Here is an 18,323-nt window from a genome sequence, read left to right on the forward strand (position 1 = left end):
GCGCTCTTTCGCTGTGTTAAATTTTCATTCTTTGCTGGAAAGTCATTCATGTATTGCACCCCATAAACGATTCAAACACATCGAAACAGCTTAAGTCATATCGCTTTTCTATTCCCTTAAAGATGAAACAACCGAGCTTTTTATTAAGTGCTTCTTAGCACCATTAATTATTCAGCGTACCACTTTTTAGCTCTTCATCTAAATCGTTTATTTCGTCTATAAAATCTTCAAGCTGCTGCTCAACAATACTATTCGCTTGATCAAAATAAGCAAGATGAAACACCGCATCACCCTCATTAACCAATGGCATAGTTTGCTGACCAATAACAATCCCACCTGTAGGAGCTACAAGTGCTAACTCGGTATCACCTAGCGGACTACTTATATACGCCAACACCTGCCCTCGCTCAACGTGCTCACCTAAACTCACTTGCGCTCGTACAATGCCATCAACCTCAGCTCTAATCCAACTGGTAGAACCCGCAATAATGGGTTCAGGTAATTTCTTAGGGCGTTTATTTCGCAGCATTTTTAAATGTCGCATAACATAATCAACGCCTTGCACACCGGCTGCGATTGCTATTGGGTCAAAGCGTAGCGCTTCACCGGCTTCGTAAGTGATCACCGGGATCCCTAAGTTAGCGGCTTCACTTCGTAATGAACCATTACGTAATGACGCATTAATTACCGCAGGCGTTCCAAATGCTTTGGCCATTTGTGCCGTTGCATCGTCGGCTAAATTTGCGCGTATTTGCGGTAAATTAGTCCGATGAATCGCCCCAGTATGTAAATCGACAATATGAGTACAATGCACAGCCACCTGATTAAAAAACATATGCGCCATACGACCTGCCAACGACCCTCGTTCAGAACCAGGAAAGCTGCGATTCATGTCACGTCTATCGGGTAAATAGCGTGATTTATGAATAAACCCAAACACATTCACAATAGGCACCGCAATAAGAGTGCCACGCAACTGATTCGGATCTATTTTAGCTAATAGCTGACGCACGACTTCAACGCCATTGAGCTCATCACCATGAATAGCCGCACATACCATTAGCACAGGGCCTTGCAAAGCCCCGTTAACCACTTCAATAGGAATGGTTAACGGAGAATGGGTATATAACTTAGCGGCCTCTAATGCGAGTGTTTTACGTTGAGCAACACCTACACTTTGGCACAGCAAAGTAAAAGGCTGATTTGCTTTAGCCTTTGCCACGTGTTGCTGTTCCTTTTACAGTTGCATTTTTTTCGATAAATTCAATGACCATCCCTGCAATATCTTTTTTAGTCGCCACTTCTATTCCTTCAAGTCCTGGCGATGAATTTACTTCCATCACTAATGGTCCACGCTCAGAGCGCAGTAAATCAACGCCTGCAACATTGAGCCCCATTGCTTTAGCTGCCGCCACTGCAGTTTTACGCTCTTGTGGTGTAATACGCACTAACTCAGCACTGCCTCCGCGGTGCAAATTAGAACGAAATTCACCCTCTTGTGCTTGGCGTTTCATTGCTGCAATCACCTTATCGCCTAACACAAAGCAACGAATATCAGCCCCACCTGCTTCTTTAATATATTCTTGCACCATTATATTTGCTTTAAGACCCATAAAAGCTTCAATTACACTTTCTGCGGCCTTACGGGTTTCAGCTAATACCACCCCAATCCCTTGCGTCCCTTCAAGTAATTTTATAACAACCGGCGCTCCACCTACCATTTCGAGTAAGTCTTTAACATCATCGGGCTTACTGGCAAAACCGGTCACTGGCATACCGACCCCTTTGCGCGACAATAACTGCAATGAACGTAATTTATCTCGCGAGCGAGAAATAGCCACCGATTCATTCAGTGGATACACTCCCATCATTTCAAATTGACGCAGAACCGAGCAACCATAAAATGTTACAGATGCGCCAATACGAGGGATAATCGCGTCAAACTCTTTGAGGTTTTCACCACGGTAATGTATTTCTGGTTGTTCAGAGTTAATATTCATATAACAACGCAATGCATCAATGACTTTCACTTCATGGCCTCGCGCAGTGGCCGCTTCAATTAAACGACGAGTTGAATATAAGTTACTACTGCGAGATAAAATTCCAATTTTCATAATTAAGCTCTAATTATCTATTACATAAGACAAAGCAGGGTCAATAACCATACGATTTTGCATCGCGGTTCGCCCTAATAACATTCTAAATTTCATATTTGCACGGCTACTCAAAGTAAGCTCTATAGGCCAGCTATCATTACCAATGTGCAATTGTGTTGCTATAAAATAACGATACTCTTCTTGCCCACTGGAGCTTTTTACATACGCCTTGCGTTTTACTTTCGCTTTACAAATTTGCTGTGTTTGTACATCACCTTGTACTGGCTGGGTAATAAACTTAACCCACTGCTCAGCGTTTTCTTCAAACTCTTCAATGTGTAAAGCATGCAAGCACGAAGTACGTGCTCCACTGTCTATTTTAGCTTTTATATTACCTATACCTAACGCAGGTAAGCTCACCCACTCACGCCAACCTACGGTTATTTTCTCAATCATTACTGGTTATTGCTCAGGATATTAATTAAAAAAGACTTATACGCGAGCAGTAAAAAAACACCAACGAAATAAATTTATCTACTCGATAAGCCGAATTGATTGACCGCCATGGGCTTCTCGTTTAACAATGCAATAACTATTAACCTTGTGATAAAACATTGAACAAGGTTTCTTTTTGCTATTTTGAGAGTCTAATATGCTACCTGGGTTACTACATGCTTTACGCCTTGATGAAAGTGGAGGTGCCGTTACATTAACAACACTTGAGCAACTTGCTCCTTTGCAAAATACACAAGGTAAATTATGGCTGCATATTGACTACAGCGAACCGCAAGTTATTGAATGGCTGAAAAAGTGTCACTTTTTAAGTGAGTATGAATTAACGTTGCTGATTGCCCAAGAAACCCGCCCACGAGTTGTTAATGTAAATAACGGACAGCTGCTTTTTTTACGCGGCGTTAATTTAAACCCAACCCAAAGCCCTGAAGATATGGTGTCGCTACGTTTTTTTATTAACGAAAATATAGTTATTACAACACGTAAACGCCACTTATTATCTATTCAAGATACATTAACCGATTTGGCGAATAACAAAGGGCCAAAAAGTATTTCGCAGCTGGTGTGTGCATTAACACATAACCTAATTTGGCGAATGCAAGATGTCGTTGACGGGCTTGATGAGGTGCTCGATCTCTTTGAAGATGAAATAGATGAACCGAGTAAAAAATTCGATAACCAAGGTTTATCTCAGCTAAGACGACAAGCTATTGCATTAAAACGCTATTTAAAACCACAAAAAGAAGCACTTAATAATTTATTAAGCCACCCTTATGCGTGGCTTAATACTGACGATAAAACAAAGTTAAACGAAACGACTAACTTATTAATACGCTATTTAGAAGAGCTTGAAAATGCGATAGAGCGAGCACAAATCATTCAACAAACAATGGCAACTCAAGTCTCAGAACAACTTAATCAACGCATGTATGTTATGTCGATTGTTGCCGCTATATTTTTACCATTAGGATTTTTAACGGGACTGTTAGGTGTCAACATTGGCGGTATTCCCGGCACCGATACTCCCTATGCGTTTGCTTTATTCATCGCCGCTTTAATTTTAATAAGTGCAGTCATCGGATTTTATTTAAAATTTAAGAAGTGGTTATAAAGCTTCAGCAATACACAGTTTAAGTCATTATCGGTAACAGATTTTCACCCTAAACTGTGTTATTATGCACGCCAATTTTTTGCTCTGTGTGTTAGTTATTATCATGTCAAAACCTGCTTGCTTTACTGCTTTTTCTGAATCGGTAGATCACATTACCCTACCAGAAAAATTTACTTACCCTTTTTATTATCAACCACACCCTATTAGTGAATTAGCTGCCAAACAGTTACAGCAACAATTAGCAACGCAAACACAGTTGTTTGATGCGTTTTCAGGGAAGATGTTTGGGGTATTAGTAGTACAAAACGAGCAGCACGAACTGGGATTTCTCAGCGCATACTCAGGGCAGTTTAATGCCACTGATCAGAACATAAAGTTTGTAGAAGCTATTTCGAATATGCAATCTACTGATGCTAAATACCGACAGCAAAGCGACATTATTAATAATATTAACAGTGAGCTAGATCAGCTACAAAACAGCGAGCAATTATCGCAACTCAATACTGATTTAACAAAAGCGACTAATGAATTTAATCAGCGCCTTGATGCACAACATAAACACATGCAAGACAGTCGCAGTAAACGAAAAAAACAACGCAGTGAAGGAGAAAACACATTAGATAAACGTAGTTTTCAACGTTTACAAGTTAAATTGTCGGCGCAAAGTGTGGCAGAAAAAAAACAACTTAGTGCACTAAAAAGTGAATGGCAAGCTAAAATAAACACCTTAAAAAGTACGATTAATGAGATTAACGATCAAATAAAGTTGTTACAAAAACGCCGTAAAACGTTGTCGAAAAGTCTACAAAAAAAATTATTCTCACAATATAAATTTTTAAATATTAAAGGTGAAGTAAAAGATTTAAATGCTGTTTTTGCGCCGCTACCTGAACACACTCCCGCCTCTGGAGCTGGCGATTGCGCTGCACCTAAATTATTACAGTATGCGTTTGCAAATAACTTAACACCCATTGCAATGGCCGAGTTTTGGTTTGGTGATTCGTTAAAATCAGCCGTTAGACAACATAAAAACTACTACCCTGCATGTTTTAGTAAATGCCAGCCAATTTTAGCCCACATGCTAGATGGAATGAATGTAGAAGATAACCCCTTACTAGAGAATCCGGCACAAGGTAAAAGTTTGCCAATCATTTATCAAGACGATGACATGCTTGTAGTGAATAAGCCGGCTGAGTTTTTGTCAGTACCTGGAATTACCATTGAAGACTCTGTTTATACTCGTATAAAAAGTCAATTCCCTCAGGCTTCAGGCCCTTTAATTGTTCACCGTTTAGATATGTCGACGTCAGGCTTATTAATGGTTGCACTTAATAAGCGGGCACATAAAGCACTACAAAAACAATTTATAGAGCGTACGGTTGAAAAGCGCTACGTGGCACTGGTAGAAGGTTTTGTTGAAGGAGAGAGTGGCACAATAGACCTCCCCCTTAGACTTGATTTAGATGATAAACCACGCCAATTAGTTTGTTACGAGCACGGAAAGCCTGCATTTACCACATGGCAGGTTGTTTCGCGCGAAAACAATGTAACCCGCTTACATTTACACCCTAAAACAGGTCGTACTCATCAGTTAAGAGTGCACTGTGCACATAAGTTAGGGCTTAATATGCCTATTGTTGGCGACACTCATTATGGCAAGCTAGCCGATCGTTTACATCTGCATGCCGAATACTTAGCGTTCTCTCACCCAATTACTAAAAAGCGCCTAACGTTTGAAGTCCCTGCTGATTTTTAAATTATCGGCAAAATAAAAAAGGGACATGCAATATGTCCCTTTTTTATTTTTAGCATGTGGCGCTAATCAGCCTAGCTTACTCTTGAAAGTAAGTTCCCCAGCCATCGTACTCTACATCACATTCAACCGCTAATGCAGCTAACTTATCAACGTCTTCCATAATCACGTCAACATCTAGCTCAGCTTCGACAACAATATCGAAACTCCAAATTTTGCTGCCATCTTCAAGCTCTAATTCGGCAGGTTCTTCAACATCGTAACCTAACTTAAACGCTGCTAATGCTGCTTGCTCAAGTTTAGTAAACTCTTCACTTACAAAGTGATGTTCTACCTCATAAAGTATTTCTGGGTCTGACCCATCTTCGAGTAATGAAGTTACAATGTCTTCACTTATTTCGCGCCAATTTTCCATTATTCATCTCTCACTTGAGCATCTAATTCGGTTATTTTAGCAGCCATAACGCTGTGTATACTTGCTGCATGTTCGCGTGCAGTTAAGGTTTTATCAAGGTTGATAGGTGCTAACATTTCAATACAAATTGTACCATTATTCCAACGATTTAGTTTAATGCTTTTATCAGTACTGTTCATACATACGGGAACAATGGGTACATCGGCACTCATTGCGGTATGAAAAGCCCCAGTTTTAAAGGGTAACAATCCGCGGCCATAACTGCGCGTACCTTCAGGAAACATCCACACCGACAAACCTTGTTGCTTTATTTTGTTAGCGGCCTTAGAGATTGTATTAGCGGCTTTTGTTCTATTCGATCTATCAATTAGTATATTACCCGAGAGCCAATAAAGTTGGCCAAAAAATGGGATCCATTTCAAACTTTTTTTACCAATACTGACACAATGCTTTGGCACCATGGCTGGAATAGTAAATAAATCATAACTATTTTGATGATTGGCAACATAAACCGCAGGCCCCACATTTTCAGCTTCAACGTCACGTTTTAAAATCAGTGTAACCCCAAGTAACTTGGCCATAGCGCCATACCAAGACGCAATAACATAGACATTATTTTTATGGAACGGCCTAATAATTGAGAGTAACAACCCACATATACAACTTAATAAAATAAATACCGATAAGATTAAAATACGGATAACAGCTAACAAATTCACATCTCCAAAATAGAATCGCGCATATTATAACGCTATTTTTACGCTGAAACGACAAAATAGCGAACAACTGTAAGCTGAAAGTGTCATTATTTTTTTAATTACTTACTGAGTCGTACCATTAAAAACACCCAATAACTTTTAAATCATAGAGTTAAGTACGCTTAGTACACGTTATGGCTGCGCTCTCATTGGCGATTAAAGTTATATTTAATGCTAATAAAAAAGGCCTGCTTATAAATGAATATTAAGCAGGCCTTTAACAACGCAGAAAAAATTACTCTGCGTTTGTATCGTCACTCTCTTGTGTATCAACTTGACCATGCTCTATTTCAGCGTAATCAACTCGCTGTAAACCACGGGGGAGTTTATTACCTCTACGCCCACGTTCACCATGATAATGCTCTAAATCACTGGGTTTTAACGTTAATTTACGCTTGCCAGCGTGTAGTGTGACACTACAGCCTTGTGGCACAACGGCCAGCACTTTAACAAACTCTTCTCGCGCTTGTACTTTTGCTCCAGGTATAGAAATAATTTTATTCCCTTTACCTTTGCTCAGTTTTGGCAAGTCTCTAAGTGGGAACAATAACATACGCCCCTCATTAGAAATCGCCATACAGTAATCACTTGCAACATCACTTACTCGAATTGGCGCAAGCAATTCACCGCCTTTAGGAACGCTCACGAGCGCTTTACCGTTTTTATTTTTACTGACTAAATCATTAAAATCATTAATAAAACCATAACCTGCATCCGATGCCATCAGCAGTACTTGGCTATCTTCTGCCATAACAACGTGTTCAAAGTTTGCACCTGGGGTTAAATTAAATCGCCCAGTCATCGGTTCACCTTGACTACGAGCCGATGGGAGACTGTGCGCATCGGTAGAAAATGCCCGACCCGAGGTATCTAAAAATACGGCTGGTTGATTACTCTTGCCTTTAGCCGACGCTTTATACGAATCGCCTGCACGGTAGTTTAAGCCTTCTACATCAACATCATGACCTTTACCTACACGCGCCCACCCTTTATCAGATAAGATAACGGTTACTGACTCTGACGGTATTAAATCTTTTTCACTTAACGCTTTAGCTTCTAAACGCTCTACAACAGGAGAGCGACGATCATCGCCATACAGTTCTGCTGCTTCTTGAATTTCTTTTTTCAATAAGGTCGACATACGGCGATCTGAGCCAAGGGTTAACTGTAACTTATCACGCTCTTTTGCTAACTCGTCTTGCTCACCACGAATTTTAAATTCTTCTAGTTTTGCTAAGTGACGAAGTTTTAATTCTAAAATAGCTTCTGCCTGCGTATCGGTTAACGCAAAGCGTTCCATTAATACCGGTTTAGGCTTATCTTCACTACGAATTATTTCAATCACTTCATCTATATTTAAAAAGGCCGCTAATAAACCTTCTAAAATATGTAAACGAGCGAGTACTTTATCTAATCTAAACTGTAGGCGTCGACGCACTGTTTCGCGTCTAAAGGTGAGCCATTCAGTTAAAATACTGTGTAAGTCTTTAACTTGTGGACGCCCATCTAAACCGAGCATGTTTAAGTTAACACGGTAATTTTTTTCTAAATCGGTGGTTGCAAATAAATGCGCCATTAATGGCTCTGCTTTAATACGATTAGAACGCGGTACAATCACTATACGGGTTGGATTTTCATGATCAGACTCATCGCGTAAATCGGCAACCATCGGCAGTTTTTTCGCATTCATTTGCGCGGCAATTTGCTCTAACACTTTACCACCCGAACATTGATGTGGCAGAGCCGTAATAACAATATCGCCTTGTTCTTCGGTATATACCGCACGCATTTTTATCGAACCGCGACCGGTTTTATAAATTTTATGAATATCGGCTTTTGGCGTAATTATTTCGGCATCAGTTGGATAATCTGGCGCATGAACTAAAGAAAGCAATTCATCTAATTCGGTTTTTGGCTTATCAAGTAATAAACAACACGCACTGGCTACTTCACGTACATTATGCGGTGGAATATCAGTGGCCATACCTACGGCAATACCGGTTACACCATTGAGTAAAATGTGTGGTAAGCGCGATGGTAAAACTAATGGCTCATCCATTGTGCCATCAAAATTAGGCGTCCAATCGACTGTGCCTTGACCAAGCTCTTTGAGTAATACTTCAGAAAACTTAGAGAGTCTCGCTTCGGTATAACGCATTGCAGCAAAGGATTTAGGATCGTCAGCCGCGCCCCAGTTTCCCTGCCCGTCAACCAATGGGTAACGATAGGAAAAGGGTTGTGCCATTAATACCATTGCTTCGTAACACGCACTGTCGCCATGTGGATGGTATTTACCTAGTACATCACCCACGGTACGCGCTGATTTTTTATATTTAGCCGCAGCCGATAAACCCAACTCGCTCATGGCGTATATAATACGACGCTGTACCGGTTTTAAACCATCGCCAACATGTGGCAAGGCACGGTCCATAATGACGTACATAGAATAATTTAAGTAGGCATCTTCGGTAAAGCGCCCCATTGTTTGTTGTTCAACTCCTTGCATTAGCAAGGTATCTGTATCACTCATTAAAGCTTACCTAGTTTTTCTTATAGCTTACACGGTAGATCACATTAGCGTAATCGTCGCTTATTAATAAACTGCCATCACCTAGCTGTGCAAAAGCGACTGGACGTCCATATGTTGTTTCATTTTTCATAAAGCCGGTTATAAAAGGGGTGTATTTAACTACTTTCCCTTGCTCAATATTAGCCACTGCAATTTTATAGCCTGATTTTTTACTGCGATTCCACGACCCATGTTCAGCTACAAACAGCTGATTTTGGTAATTTTTAGGAAACTGATTTGCAGTATAAAAATGCACGCCCAGAGGAGCAACATGCGCCCCAAGTGCAATGGCTGGTGCAGTATAATCGGTAATATTTTTACCTGTGCCAAACTCGGGATCTAAAATTGCCCCAGCATGTACGTAAGGAAAACCAAAATGCTCGCCTTCTACGCTTAATTTATTTATTTCATCGGGTGGAATATCATCCCCCATCATATCGCGGCCATTATCGCTAAACCACAAAGCATGTGTACTTGGATGAAAATCAAAACCCACCGTATTGCGCACCCCTTTAGCTAAGGTTCGTATTTGTTGGGTATCAACATTAAGGGCAAAAATACGCCCAAACTGCGGCGCTTCAGCGCACACATTACACGCCACTCCTACCGGAATAATGAGTTCGCCTTCGGGTGAGAAACGTAAAAACTTCCAACCATGGTGACGATCTGTTGGTAGTTTATCGTAAACGACCTCATATTGTGGATTTTTTAAATGTTGGTCTATGTCTTTAAAACGAATAATACGATTTACTTCACCTACATATAAATCATTGCCTTTTATTGCAACACCAGAGGGCATGTTTAGTCCTGTAGCAATGGTAAATTTTTTATCGGCTTTACCATCACTATTATGATCAATTAAAGCATAAACATTACCTGCGCCACGCGAACCCACATACACAATACCTTTTTTAGACACCGCTATTTGGCGGGCATTTTTTACATCATCGGCAAATAGACTAATAGTAAACCCATAAGGTACTAGCAATTTATCAGTAATGTCTTTGGCACTGGCGCTGTAACTTACAAAAACAAAAAACAGCCACAATCCTAGTAATTTATTCATATGTTTGAATCCTATTTCGTCCTTTGTCTTTTGCAATATAAAGGGCGTTATCTGCATACTTTATTAGCTCTTTATAAGAGGTAAGCATGTTATGTTTTTGCACAACGCCAAAACTTGCCGTGATTTTAATTTTGTATTCGTCACTTTTTATAATCAAGTTTTCTATTGCACTTTTTATCTTTTGAGCAATTTCAACGCTTTCAGATAAGTTTTTGTTGTTTAATACAATAAGGAATTCTTCCCCCCCAATTCTTCCAAGCTCACACTCATCACTAATTATATCTTGCGTGATCTTAGAGACTGCTTTTAATACTTTATCGCCTGCTGGGTGACCATAATTGTCATTGACTTGTTTAAAATGATCTAAATCGAACGAAATTAAACTAAAAGTATTGGCTGTATTTTGCGAGCAAGTTTGCTCAACCACATTCATTATTTTTCGTCTGTTTGCAACGCCAGTTAATGCATCTGTATTTGCTAAGCGACTAAAGCGCAACTTGAGTTGATACTGACGTATTGAAAAAATAGATACCGCAACGAATATAATTAAAATACTGATGATAATAACTCGCTGAATCGCTTTTTGCTGTTGCGCTTCTATTAAGGCAAAATTATTTAGCGCTTTGTCTTTTTCCAGTAATTGATTTTTTAAATCAACTTGCTTTAAATCAAATGCGACCTTATAACGAGAGCGTACGGCTTCCCTTACATTGCTATTATACAGTTCATTCATTTCTAAATGTTTTAACTTGTATTGGTACGCTTTTTCAAAATTTTTCTTAGCAGCATATAAAGATGAAAATAAAGATGATAAATCCAATCTCATCATTACTATCTTTCCATCTGGCAGCGTATTTAACTTCTCTTGTGCTTGATTTAAGGTAATTAATGCCAGATCTAGCTTGTTTTCACCCATTTCAACTTTTGCTTTGGTGAATAAATAATTTAAGGTATTGCGAGCTCCTTCAACATCACTAATAAATGATGAACTCAAATCAAGATCTTTGCGTGCCTTATCTAACTGACCTAACTCGAAATACGCTCGGGCAGAAAGTATATAACTAAAATATTTAAGCGTCGGATTAGACAGCTTATCAATAATACTTAGCATGGCCGTCGCATGATGCAGCGCTTGCGCTGGCTTATCTAAGTGTAAATAAAATTGTGCCAAATTATAATGTGCTGTCGAGCGGTCAAAATGCAAATTATGTTCATCAAAATAAACTAATGAGTTAGTAATTAAACTAACCGCTTTGTCAAAATCATACAAAGAGGCATACGCTTGTGCCATTGAGCCTTCTAGATAAGCTAAGTTTAACTTATCATTCGTTATACTCATTAATTCATAGGCGTTAGAATATGCTTCAATTGCTTTTATATCATCATTAATACCGCCATAAAATTCGCCTTTAATATGATAAATCTCACCAAGTAAAGTTAAATCATTAATTTCTTTTGCTTTTAATTCGGCTTCTATAATTAAAGGTTCTGCTAATTCAAAGTTGCCTAAGTAGCTATATAACGTTGCTTTTAATGACAAATAAGAAACCTGAGTAGGAGGTTTTAACCCTAAGTAAGCTTTATCAATCTCTTCAACTAGCGCTAATGCCGCATTTAAATGGCTAATATAAATATAATTTTCTAATAAATGTATGTTAAGTTCAGCAGCGCCTAACGCTGTCAGTTCAACGGGCTGTTGTTTAAGTATTTGCTTTATAAATTGAATAGCTAAATTAGGATCATTTTCACTTAAGCGTTCAGCGTGCTCCACTTTTCGGTCAATCCAGCTAACCCCTTCAGTACTGTGCGCTTTCACACTAAAAACCATAGAACAAATAAAAAACACAGACCAAAAACAGGTACTTAAAATGTATTTTGAATTGACTCTAAATGTGAAAAGCGCGTCACTCATGTTAGGTTATACCTGTGCCTTATTACCGTGATCTTCAAGCCATTGACGTCTATCTGGAGAACGTTTTTTAGCAAGGAGCATATCCATCATTTCTAAGGTCTGCTCTTCTTCATCAAGCGTTAGCTGTACTAAGCGACGAGTATTAGGATCCATTGTTGTTTCACGCAACTGTAATGGGTTCATTTCCCCCAAACCTTTAAAGCGTTGAACATTAACTTTTCCACGTTTTTTCTCTGCTTCAATACGCGCTAAAATTGTACTTTTCTCTTCTTCATCGAGTGCATAATACACTTCTTTGCCAATATCGATTCTAAATAAAGGTGGCATTGCGACATAAACATGCCCACTTTTCACTAACTGCGAAAAGTGACGTACAAACAAAGCACATAATAAAGTGGCAATGTGCAGTCCATCGGAGTCAGCATCCGCTAAAATACAAATTTTGTTATAACGCAAGGCCGATAAATCGCTCGAGTCGGGATCTATCCCAAGCGCCACCGAAATATCATGTACTTCTTGCGACGCTAAAATTTGCCCAGACTCAACTTCCCAGGTATTTAATATTTTACCTCGTAGCGGCATAATAGCTTGAAATTCACGGTCTCGCGCTTGCTTTGCAGACCCTCCCGCTGAGTCACCTTCCACTAAAAACAGTTCTGTTCTGTCATTATCGGCAGCACTACAGTCGGTTAATTTACCTGGCAATGCAGGCCCTGAGGTAACACGTTTACGCACCACTTTTTTAGCCGCTCGTAAACGCTTTTGAGCGTTAAAAATACATAATTCAGCCAGTAACTCAGCAGTGTCGGTATGCTCATTTAGCCACAAACTAAAGGCATCTTTTACAACCCCAGAAACAAATGCAGCACATGAACGCGATGACAGTTTTTCTTTGGTTTGTCCGGCAAATTGTGGGTCTTGCATTTTTACCGATAATACATAGCTACAACGTTCCCATATATCATCAGGCGTTAACTTTACACCTCGTGGCATTAAGTTTCTAAATTCACAAAACTCACGCATTGCTTCAAGTAAACCTTGGCGTAAACCATTTACATGGGTACCACCTTGCGCTGTAGGAATTAGGTTTACATAACTTTCAGCAATCGACTCACCGCCCTCAGGTAACCAAACTACAGCCCAATCAGCTCCTTCTATTGAGCTAGAAAATTCACCTATGAACGGGTCTTTTGGTAATACTTCAAACCCTTTAACAGCCTCAACAAGGTAATCTTTTAAGCCTGTTTCATAAAACCATTCTTGGGTTTCTTTTGTTTGCTTATTAACAAACTTAATTCGCAGCCCCGGGCACAATACAGCTTTGGCCTTCAATAAATGGTGTAATTTAGTTAAAGAAAAATTAGCTGAATCAAAGTAACTTGCATCAGGCCAAAAACGAACCGTTGTGCCGGTATTTCGTTTGCCAACAGTGCCGATTACATTTAAATCTTCGACTTTGTCGCCATTTTCAAACGCCATTCTAAATTGTTGTGCATCACGACGAACCGTTACTTCAACACGGGTAGAAAGCGCATTGACCACTGAAATACCCACACCATGTAAACCACCAGAAAATTGATAGTTTTTATTCGAAAACTTACCACCAGCATGTAATTTAGTAAAAATAAGTTCGACCCCAGGGATCCCTTCTTCTGGGTGAATATCAATGGGCATACCACGGCCATCATCGCTGACTTCTAGTGAATTATCTTCGTGTAAAATAACATCGATACGACTAGCATGCCCAGCCATAGCTTCATCGACACTGTTATCAATGACTTCTTGGCCTAAATGATTTGGTCGTACTGTATCGGTGTACATCCCTGGGCGGCGCTTTACTGGCTCTAACCCATTGAGTACTTCAATCGCTTCTGCATTATAATTTTGCTGGCTCATAGTTTTATCTTTATCTTATTTTTCCTAGACTTAGTAAACCTTTAAAGATTAATTTCATTCAATATAGGAGTTCTTTAGTTACCCATTTAAACGTGTTTAGGGTACTAGGTGCTCACATTTAGGCTTGGCTATTACTTATTTATACTCATTTAACCACGGTGTTTAAACACTAAACGTACCGAAAAAATAACCTTGAAAGATCAACCGCTTCTAGTTTTAGTTTATTTTTAAAAAACTTACAATTTTATTTATGGCGCGATCAAAGTCTTTAAAACTATGATCGCCTCCAAATTCAACCCACTGCTTACATTGAGAGTAATACTTCACTGCATGTTGAAAGTTAAGTACCTCATCACCTGTTTGCTGCAATAACATTAAAAGCTCTGGACGTGGTAAGTGCGTTAAAGTTAACATTCTTAGTGCGTCAATATGACGTTGCGTTAATTGATAATGATACGCTTGATAAGGGTTATAGTTTTCCCCTAACAATTGCATTAATAATTTATCCGGTGCTACCGCTGGGTTAATTAATACCGCGGGTACATTATGCTTTTGCGATAAATAAGTGGCCAAAAACCCTCCAAGAGAGCTGCCAACCAATACTGTATTTGCTGTTAATAACTGTTCAATAGCGACAATGGCAGCTAAGGGTTCATGATTTAAACGCGGCACATAATACTCAACATCATAGTTTGCCATAACCTCACCAAAGCGCACAGCTTTAAATGATTTTTCACTGCTATTAAAGCCGTGAATATATATTACTCTTTTAACCATATTATTTTTGTGTCTAAAATTACATCATTTTTTGAACTATCGAGAGAAATCATTCGATAAGCGGGCCCTAAATCCTCTTGTAACCAGTGGCGGCTATGGCGTTTAAATTGTACTGACGTTGCAGGCGTAGCATATATATCAAGCGCTCTAAATAAATCATGATTTTGCTGATGAACATGGCCATGAAACACCGCTAAAGCATTAACTTCATTAACTAATGTATTTAAAAACTGCGGTCCATTTTCAAGCATATGTTTATCAAGGTATCCGTTTATTGGTAACGGGTTATGATGACAAAAAACAACACTGGGTAACTTAGAATCAAGCGTACATATCTGCTCTATATGCTCGGGCGTGACCCATCCTGCGGGGGTATTACCCTTTGAATTAGTCAGTAATAGCTGCATTCCTTGTGCTTTTATTAATTTAGCGGGGTGAATCTTCCCTGTGCTTATTTGAGTTAATAATGCAAGTTCGTCGTGGTTACCAGGTAGCCAAAACACCGGACAATTAAGTTCACTTTTATCCACTATATCGTAAAACAACTGATATGACTGCATACTATGATCTTGAGTTAAATCACCACCAAATATAACAAGATCAACATTTTTAGTCGCAATATCGGCAACAGTTTGTTCTAAATAGTGCGCTGTATTTACACCAAAATACTCACCCTGAGTATCAGCAAACAAATGACAATCGCTAATATGAGCAATATTTAGTGTTGTTTGCTCAAATGTAAAAGTATCACTAAACCAAGCCATTGTTTACATCCCAATTTAACGTTGCTTGACCACGTTCTACACATGCGACTAACCAGTCATATAAAAATGCATTTAATTGATACTTTTCATCTTTTTGATGCATTTTAGGATTAGGATAGCCGTATGAAGGCTTTATGCGTTGATGATAATCGTGGTGAATTATTTCTGCAACTTTCGCATCGTGGTATAACCGTACGGTTAAATACAAAGGCGTAAAATTAGCGAGTATGCCACTTTTTTGTGTGATCGATATGTCTTGAGTATACTTTTCTATGCTATCAATTTTTATATTAAACTCACTATTACCTAGCTTTATTGCGCGTACTTTAGAATCGTTTTGTGTACTAGGTAGTAATTTTAATAGCCTAATATAATTATGCTCACAAAGTGTTATGTACTTTGGTAGGCTCTGAATATACCGTTGTGTTGCTAAAAATGCTGTCACATTATCGCCGTTTATAAATTAGTTTTCCACTTTAAGCGCATTGATTCCTTATTAAGCGCTAACCACTGCAGACAAATAACTGTTGCTGCATTATCTATTTCCGCATTGTTTAACCGTGCGATAGCATCATCGGCTGTTAACACATGCGTTTTAATATCTTCACCTTCACTTTGTAAGCCATATACCCCACTTTCTACATCGCTTAAATCGGTACATGCTAAATATAAGTGCAAACGCTCAGTTGTTCCACCTGGGCTTGAAAGATAAGACAACATAAACTCCAAGTCGGTTAAATGTAACCCCGCCTCTTCATGCGCTTCTTTTTTAACTACGCCCTCGTAGTCTTCACTGCCATCAGTCATACCTGCGATGCATTCTAATAACCAAGGTGAACCTTTACTTTTAATTGCCCCAATACGGATTTGTTCTATTAACAGTACACGGTCGGTAATTGGATCATAAGGCAATACTGCAATGGCATCCCCTCGCTCAAGTATTTCTCGACGAATAACTGACGATGTACCGCCATTAAATAAAGCATGCTCAAATTCATATAAATTGATTTCAAAAAAACCTTTATATAATTTTTTTACCGGATGTAACTTCACATCACGGTGGGTAAATTGTACTAATTTTTCATCACTCATTTCATCATTCCTGTTTATTTAACCAGCCATAGCCGTTAATATATTCTGTTACATTTGAACATACAGTTTTACTATTTATTTTTTTTGTTATTAAGTAAAACAGGTTACCATGCTTTTAGTAAAAAAATTGTCTAAGGACTGAACCCCATGAAAAAAAACATCATTGCAGCATTGGTTAGCTTATCATGCGCATTCGGCGCAACCACAGCTCAAGCTGAAGATTTACTGCAAGTTTTTGAAATTGCAACTGCAAATGACCCCACCGTTTTAAAAGCTCAAGCACAAGCAAAAGCACAGTCTTATGAAAATGATCGTGCAATGAGCGTACTATTACCACAAGTCGCATTAACGATGGGGTATAGTAAAATTGATGATCTTAGTTTCGACGGATACGATAACTCAGGGTATACCCGCTCAGATACTGACTACACATCTTTCACTCGCGGTTTAAGCCTAAGCCAAACATTGTTTGATTTAGGTGCTTGGAACACATTAGATATTGCTGAAAAACAAGCTTTACAAGCGAATGCACAGTACGATGATGCAAAACAAGGTTTAATTGTGCGTGTTGCTGAAGGTTACTTTAATGTCCTTGGTGCTATTGATAATCTTGAATTTGTTAAAGCCGAAAAACGCGCCATCGAACGTCAACTAGAACAAACTAAAGAACGCTACGCGGTTGGTTTAACAGCAATTACCGATGTTCATGAAGCACAAGCACAGTTTGATAACTCTATTGCTCAACAAATCATTGCTAATAATACCGTTGAGACAGCTCGCGAACAACTGCGTGAAATCACGGGTAAGTACCACGAAAAGCTGGATACGTTAAACACCACAACATTTTCAACCGTTAAGCCAATTAAACGCTCAACTGATTTTGTTAATATCGCACAAGAAAAAAATCTCAGCTTACAAGTCGCTAAAGTCAGTGTCGATATTGCCAAAGATCAAATAGAGCAAGCCAAGGCAGGTCACTTTCCAAAACTTACTTTAAGTGCAAGCTACGGTGATACGCTAACAAATGGCGACGTAAACGCCATCACCTTTGATGATATGCCGCGTGGAGATACCACAACTGTCAGTCTTAACTTGAGCGTGCCGATTTACAGTGGTGGTGCAACCGTGGCTGCAACTAATCAAGCACGAGCATATTTTGTTGCAACAAGCCAAGATTTAGAATCGAATTACCGTGCGATTACTCGCTCTGTCATTACCTCGTACAATCAAGTTGTCTCAGACATTGCCACTTACAAAGCATTAGAACAAGCGGTTATTTCAGCTCAAAGTGCACTAAAAGCCACAGAAGCTGGATTTGAAGTTGGCACGCGCACCATTGTAGATGTATTAATTAGCACACAAAATTTATATAGCGCAAAACGTAACTTAGCTGATGTACGCTACCGCTATGTGTTATCAACACTGCGTCTAAAACAAGCAACAGGGACACTAACACGCGACGATTTAACCTCTATTAATAAAGGACTAATTAAAAGTTAATGTGTTCATTGTATAAACGATATACAAAAGCCAGCTTATGCTGGCTTTTGTATTTTTAACGACTTAGCGTTAAACTAGCGTTTTATTTTTCTGAGATTTTT

The 18,323-nt window shown here is 39.0% G+C and carries 16 protein-coding genes; 3 read left to right on the forward strand and 13 right to left on the reverse strand.

The window, feature by feature from the left end:
• Positions 1–163 precede the first annotated feature (163 nt).
• From J8L70_RS06195 to J8L70_RS06205, 3 genes are read right to left on the reverse strand one after another with little or no spacing between them, the layout of a single operon-like run.
• A complete protein-coding gene (locus tag J8L70_RS06195) occupies positions 164–1,222 on the reverse strand; it encodes a succinylglutamate desuccinylase/aspartoacylase family protein (RefSeq protein WP_211054670.1) in 1,059 nt (352 codons plus the stop codon).
• The gene (gene rimK / locus J8L70_RS06200) at positions 1,209–2,114 is read right to left on the reverse strand and encodes a 30S ribosomal protein S6--L-glutamate ligase (RefSeq protein ID WP_211054671.1); all 906 of its coding nucleotides are present in this window, start codon (positions 2,112–2,114) and stop codon (positions 1,209–1,211) included. The genes J8L70_RS06195 and rimK overlap by 14 nt, the downstream gene beginning before the upstream one ends.
• 9 nt (positions 2,115–2,123) lie before the next feature.
• The gene (locus J8L70_RS06205; protein ID WP_211054672.1) at positions 2,124–2,552 is read right to left on the reverse strand and encodes an ATP-dependent zinc protease; all 429 of its coding nucleotides are present in this window, start codon (positions 2,550–2,552) and stop codon (positions 2,124–2,126) included.
• Between the two features lie 196 nt (positions 2,553–2,748).
• Between J8L70_RS06205 and J8L70_RS06210 the strand changes: the two genes are divergently transcribed.
• Both J8L70_RS06210 and J8L70_RS06215 read left to right on the forward strand, forming a co-directional pair.
• A complete protein-coding gene (locus J8L70_RS06210) occupies positions 2,749–3,720 on the forward strand; it encodes a zinc transporter ZntB (protein WP_211054673.1) in 972 nt (323 codons plus the stop codon).
• Positions 3,721–3,823: 103 nt separating this feature from the next.
• Positions 3,824–5,476: a pseudouridine synthase gene (locus J8L70_RS06215; protein WP_211054674.1), complete on the forward strand. Its 1,653-nt coding sequence runs from the start codon at positions 3,824–3,826 to the stop codon at positions 5,474–5,476.
• Between the two features lie 76 nt (positions 5,477–5,552).
• On the opposite strand, the gene rraB is transcribed toward J8L70_RS06215, so the two are convergent.
• From rraB to J8L70_RS06265, 10 genes are all read right to left on the reverse strand, one after another.
• Positions 5,553–5,888 (reverse strand): ribonuclease E inhibitor RraB, encoded by a 336-nt coding sequence (rraB, locus tag J8L70_RS06220; protein WP_211054675.1) that lies wholly within the window; start codon positions 5,886–5,888, stop codon positions 5,553–5,555.
• Positions 5,888–6,601, reverse strand: coding sequence for a 1-acylglycerol-3-phosphate O-acyltransferase (locus tag J8L70_RS06225; RefSeq protein WP_211054676.1), 714 nt, complete (start codon positions 6,599–6,601; stop codon positions 5,888–5,890). The genes rraB and J8L70_RS06225 overlap by 1 nt, the downstream gene beginning before the upstream one ends.
• 280 nt (positions 6,602–6,881) lie before the next feature.
• Complete coding sequence (gene parC, locus J8L70_RS06230) at positions 6,882–9,176, reverse strand: DNA topoisomerase IV subunit A (protein ID WP_211054677.1); 2,295 nt, start codon at positions 9,174–9,176, stop codon at positions 6,882–6,884.
• A 10-nt stretch (positions 9,177–9,186) separates the two neighbouring features.
• The gene (locus J8L70_RS06235; protein ID WP_211054678.1) at positions 9,187–10,281 is read right to left on the reverse strand and encodes a PQQ-dependent sugar dehydrogenase; all 1,095 of its coding nucleotides are present in this window, start codon (positions 10,279–10,281) and stop codon (positions 9,187–9,189) included.
• Positions 10,274–12,097, reverse strand: a complete 1,824-nt coding sequence (locus J8L70_RS16135) for a GGDEF domain-containing protein (protein ID WP_211054679.1) — start codon at positions 12,095–12,097, stop codon at positions 10,274–10,276. Before J8L70_RS16135 ends, J8L70_RS06235 begins: the two co-directional genes overlap by 8 nt.
• A gap of 102 nt (positions 12,098–12,199) precedes the next feature.
• A complete protein-coding gene (gene parE, locus J8L70_RS06245) occupies positions 12,200–14,089 on the reverse strand; it encodes a DNA topoisomerase IV subunit B (RefSeq protein ID WP_211054680.1) in 1,890 nt (629 codons plus the stop codon).
• A 216-nt stretch (positions 14,090–14,305) separates the two neighbouring features.
• A complete protein-coding gene (locus J8L70_RS06250; RefSeq protein ID WP_211054681.1) occupies positions 14,306–14,866 on the reverse strand; it encodes a YqiA/YcfP family alpha/beta fold hydrolase in 561 nt (186 codons plus the stop codon).
• Positions 14,851–15,630: a metallophosphoesterase gene (locus tag J8L70_RS06255; RefSeq protein ID WP_211054682.1), complete on the reverse strand. Its 780-nt coding sequence runs from the start codon at positions 15,628–15,630 to the stop codon at positions 14,851–14,853. Before J8L70_RS06255 ends, J8L70_RS06250 begins: the two co-directional genes overlap by 16 nt.
• Positions 15,617–16,075, reverse strand: a complete 459-nt coding sequence (locus tag J8L70_RS06260) for a DUF1249 domain-containing protein (RefSeq protein WP_211054683.1) — start codon at positions 16,073–16,075, stop codon at positions 15,617–15,619. Before J8L70_RS06260 ends, J8L70_RS06255 begins: the two co-directional genes overlap by 14 nt.
• 11 nt (positions 16,076–16,086) lie before the next feature.
• The gene (locus J8L70_RS06265) at positions 16,087–16,722 is read right to left on the reverse strand and encodes an NUDIX domain-containing protein (protein ID WP_211054684.1); all 636 of its coding nucleotides are present in this window, start codon (positions 16,720–16,722) and stop codon (positions 16,087–16,089) included.
• 147 nt (positions 16,723–16,869) lie between these two features.
• Between J8L70_RS06265 and tolC the strand changes: the two genes are divergently transcribed.
• On the forward strand, positions 16,870–18,222 hold the full coding sequence (gene tolC, locus J8L70_RS06270; RefSeq protein ID WP_211054685.1) for an outer membrane channel protein TolC: 1,353 nt from the start codon (positions 16,870–16,872) through the stop codon (positions 18,220–18,222).
• Positions 18,223–18,323 lie beyond the last annotated feature (101 nt).

This window comes from Pseudoalteromonas sp. MMG010, from assembly GCF_018100905.1.
Classification (GTDB): Bacteria; Pseudomonadota; Gammaproteobacteria; order Enterobacterales; family Alteromonadaceae; genus Pseudoalteromonas.

Bases quoted from the DNA above. Each gene is read 5' to 3' on its own strand.
- rimK (WP_211054671.1), bottom strand. From the start codon at position 2,114: ATGAAAATTGGAATTTTATCTCGCAGTAGTAACTTATATTCAACTCGT.
- J8L70_RS06205 (WP_211054672.1), bottom strand. From the start codon at position 2,552: ATGATTGAGAAAATAACCGTAGGTTGGCGTGAGTGGGTGAGCTTACCT.
- J8L70_RS06210 (WP_211054673.1), top strand. From the start codon at position 2,749: ATGCTACCTGGGTTACTACATGCTTTACGCCTTGATGAAAGTGGAGGT.
- J8L70_RS06215 (WP_211054674.1), top strand. From the start codon at position 3,824: ATGTCAAAACCTGCTTGCTTTACTGCTTTTTCTGAATCGGTAGATCAC.
- rraB (WP_211054675.1), bottom strand. From the start codon at position 5,888: ATGGAAAATTGGCGCGAAATAAGTGAAGACATTGTAACTTCATTACTC.
- parC (WP_211054677.1), bottom strand. From the start codon at position 9,176: ATGAGTGATACAGATACCTTGCTAATGCAAGGAGTTGAACAACAAACA.
- J8L70_RS06235 (WP_211054678.1), bottom strand. From the start codon at position 10,281: ATGAATAAATTACTAGGATTGTGGCTGTTTTTTGTTTTTGTAAGTTAC.
- parE (WP_211054680.1), bottom strand. From the start codon at position 14,089: ATGAGCCAGCAAAATTATAATGCAGAAGCGATTGAAGTACTCAATGGG.
- J8L70_RS06250 (WP_211054681.1), bottom strand. From the start codon at position 14,866: ATGGTTAAAAGAGTAATATATATTCACGGCTTTAATAGCAGTGAAAAA.
- J8L70_RS06255 (WP_211054682.1), bottom strand. From the start codon at position 15,630: ATGGCTTGGTTTAGTGATACTTTTACATTTGAGCAAACAACACTAAAT.
- J8L70_RS06265 (WP_211054684.1), bottom strand. From the start codon at position 16,722: ATGAGTGATGAAAAATTAGTACAATTTACCCACCGTGATGTGAAGTTA.
- tolC (WP_211054685.1), top strand. From the start codon at position 16,870: ATGAAAAAAAACATCATTGCAGCATTGGTTAGCTTATCATGCGCATTC.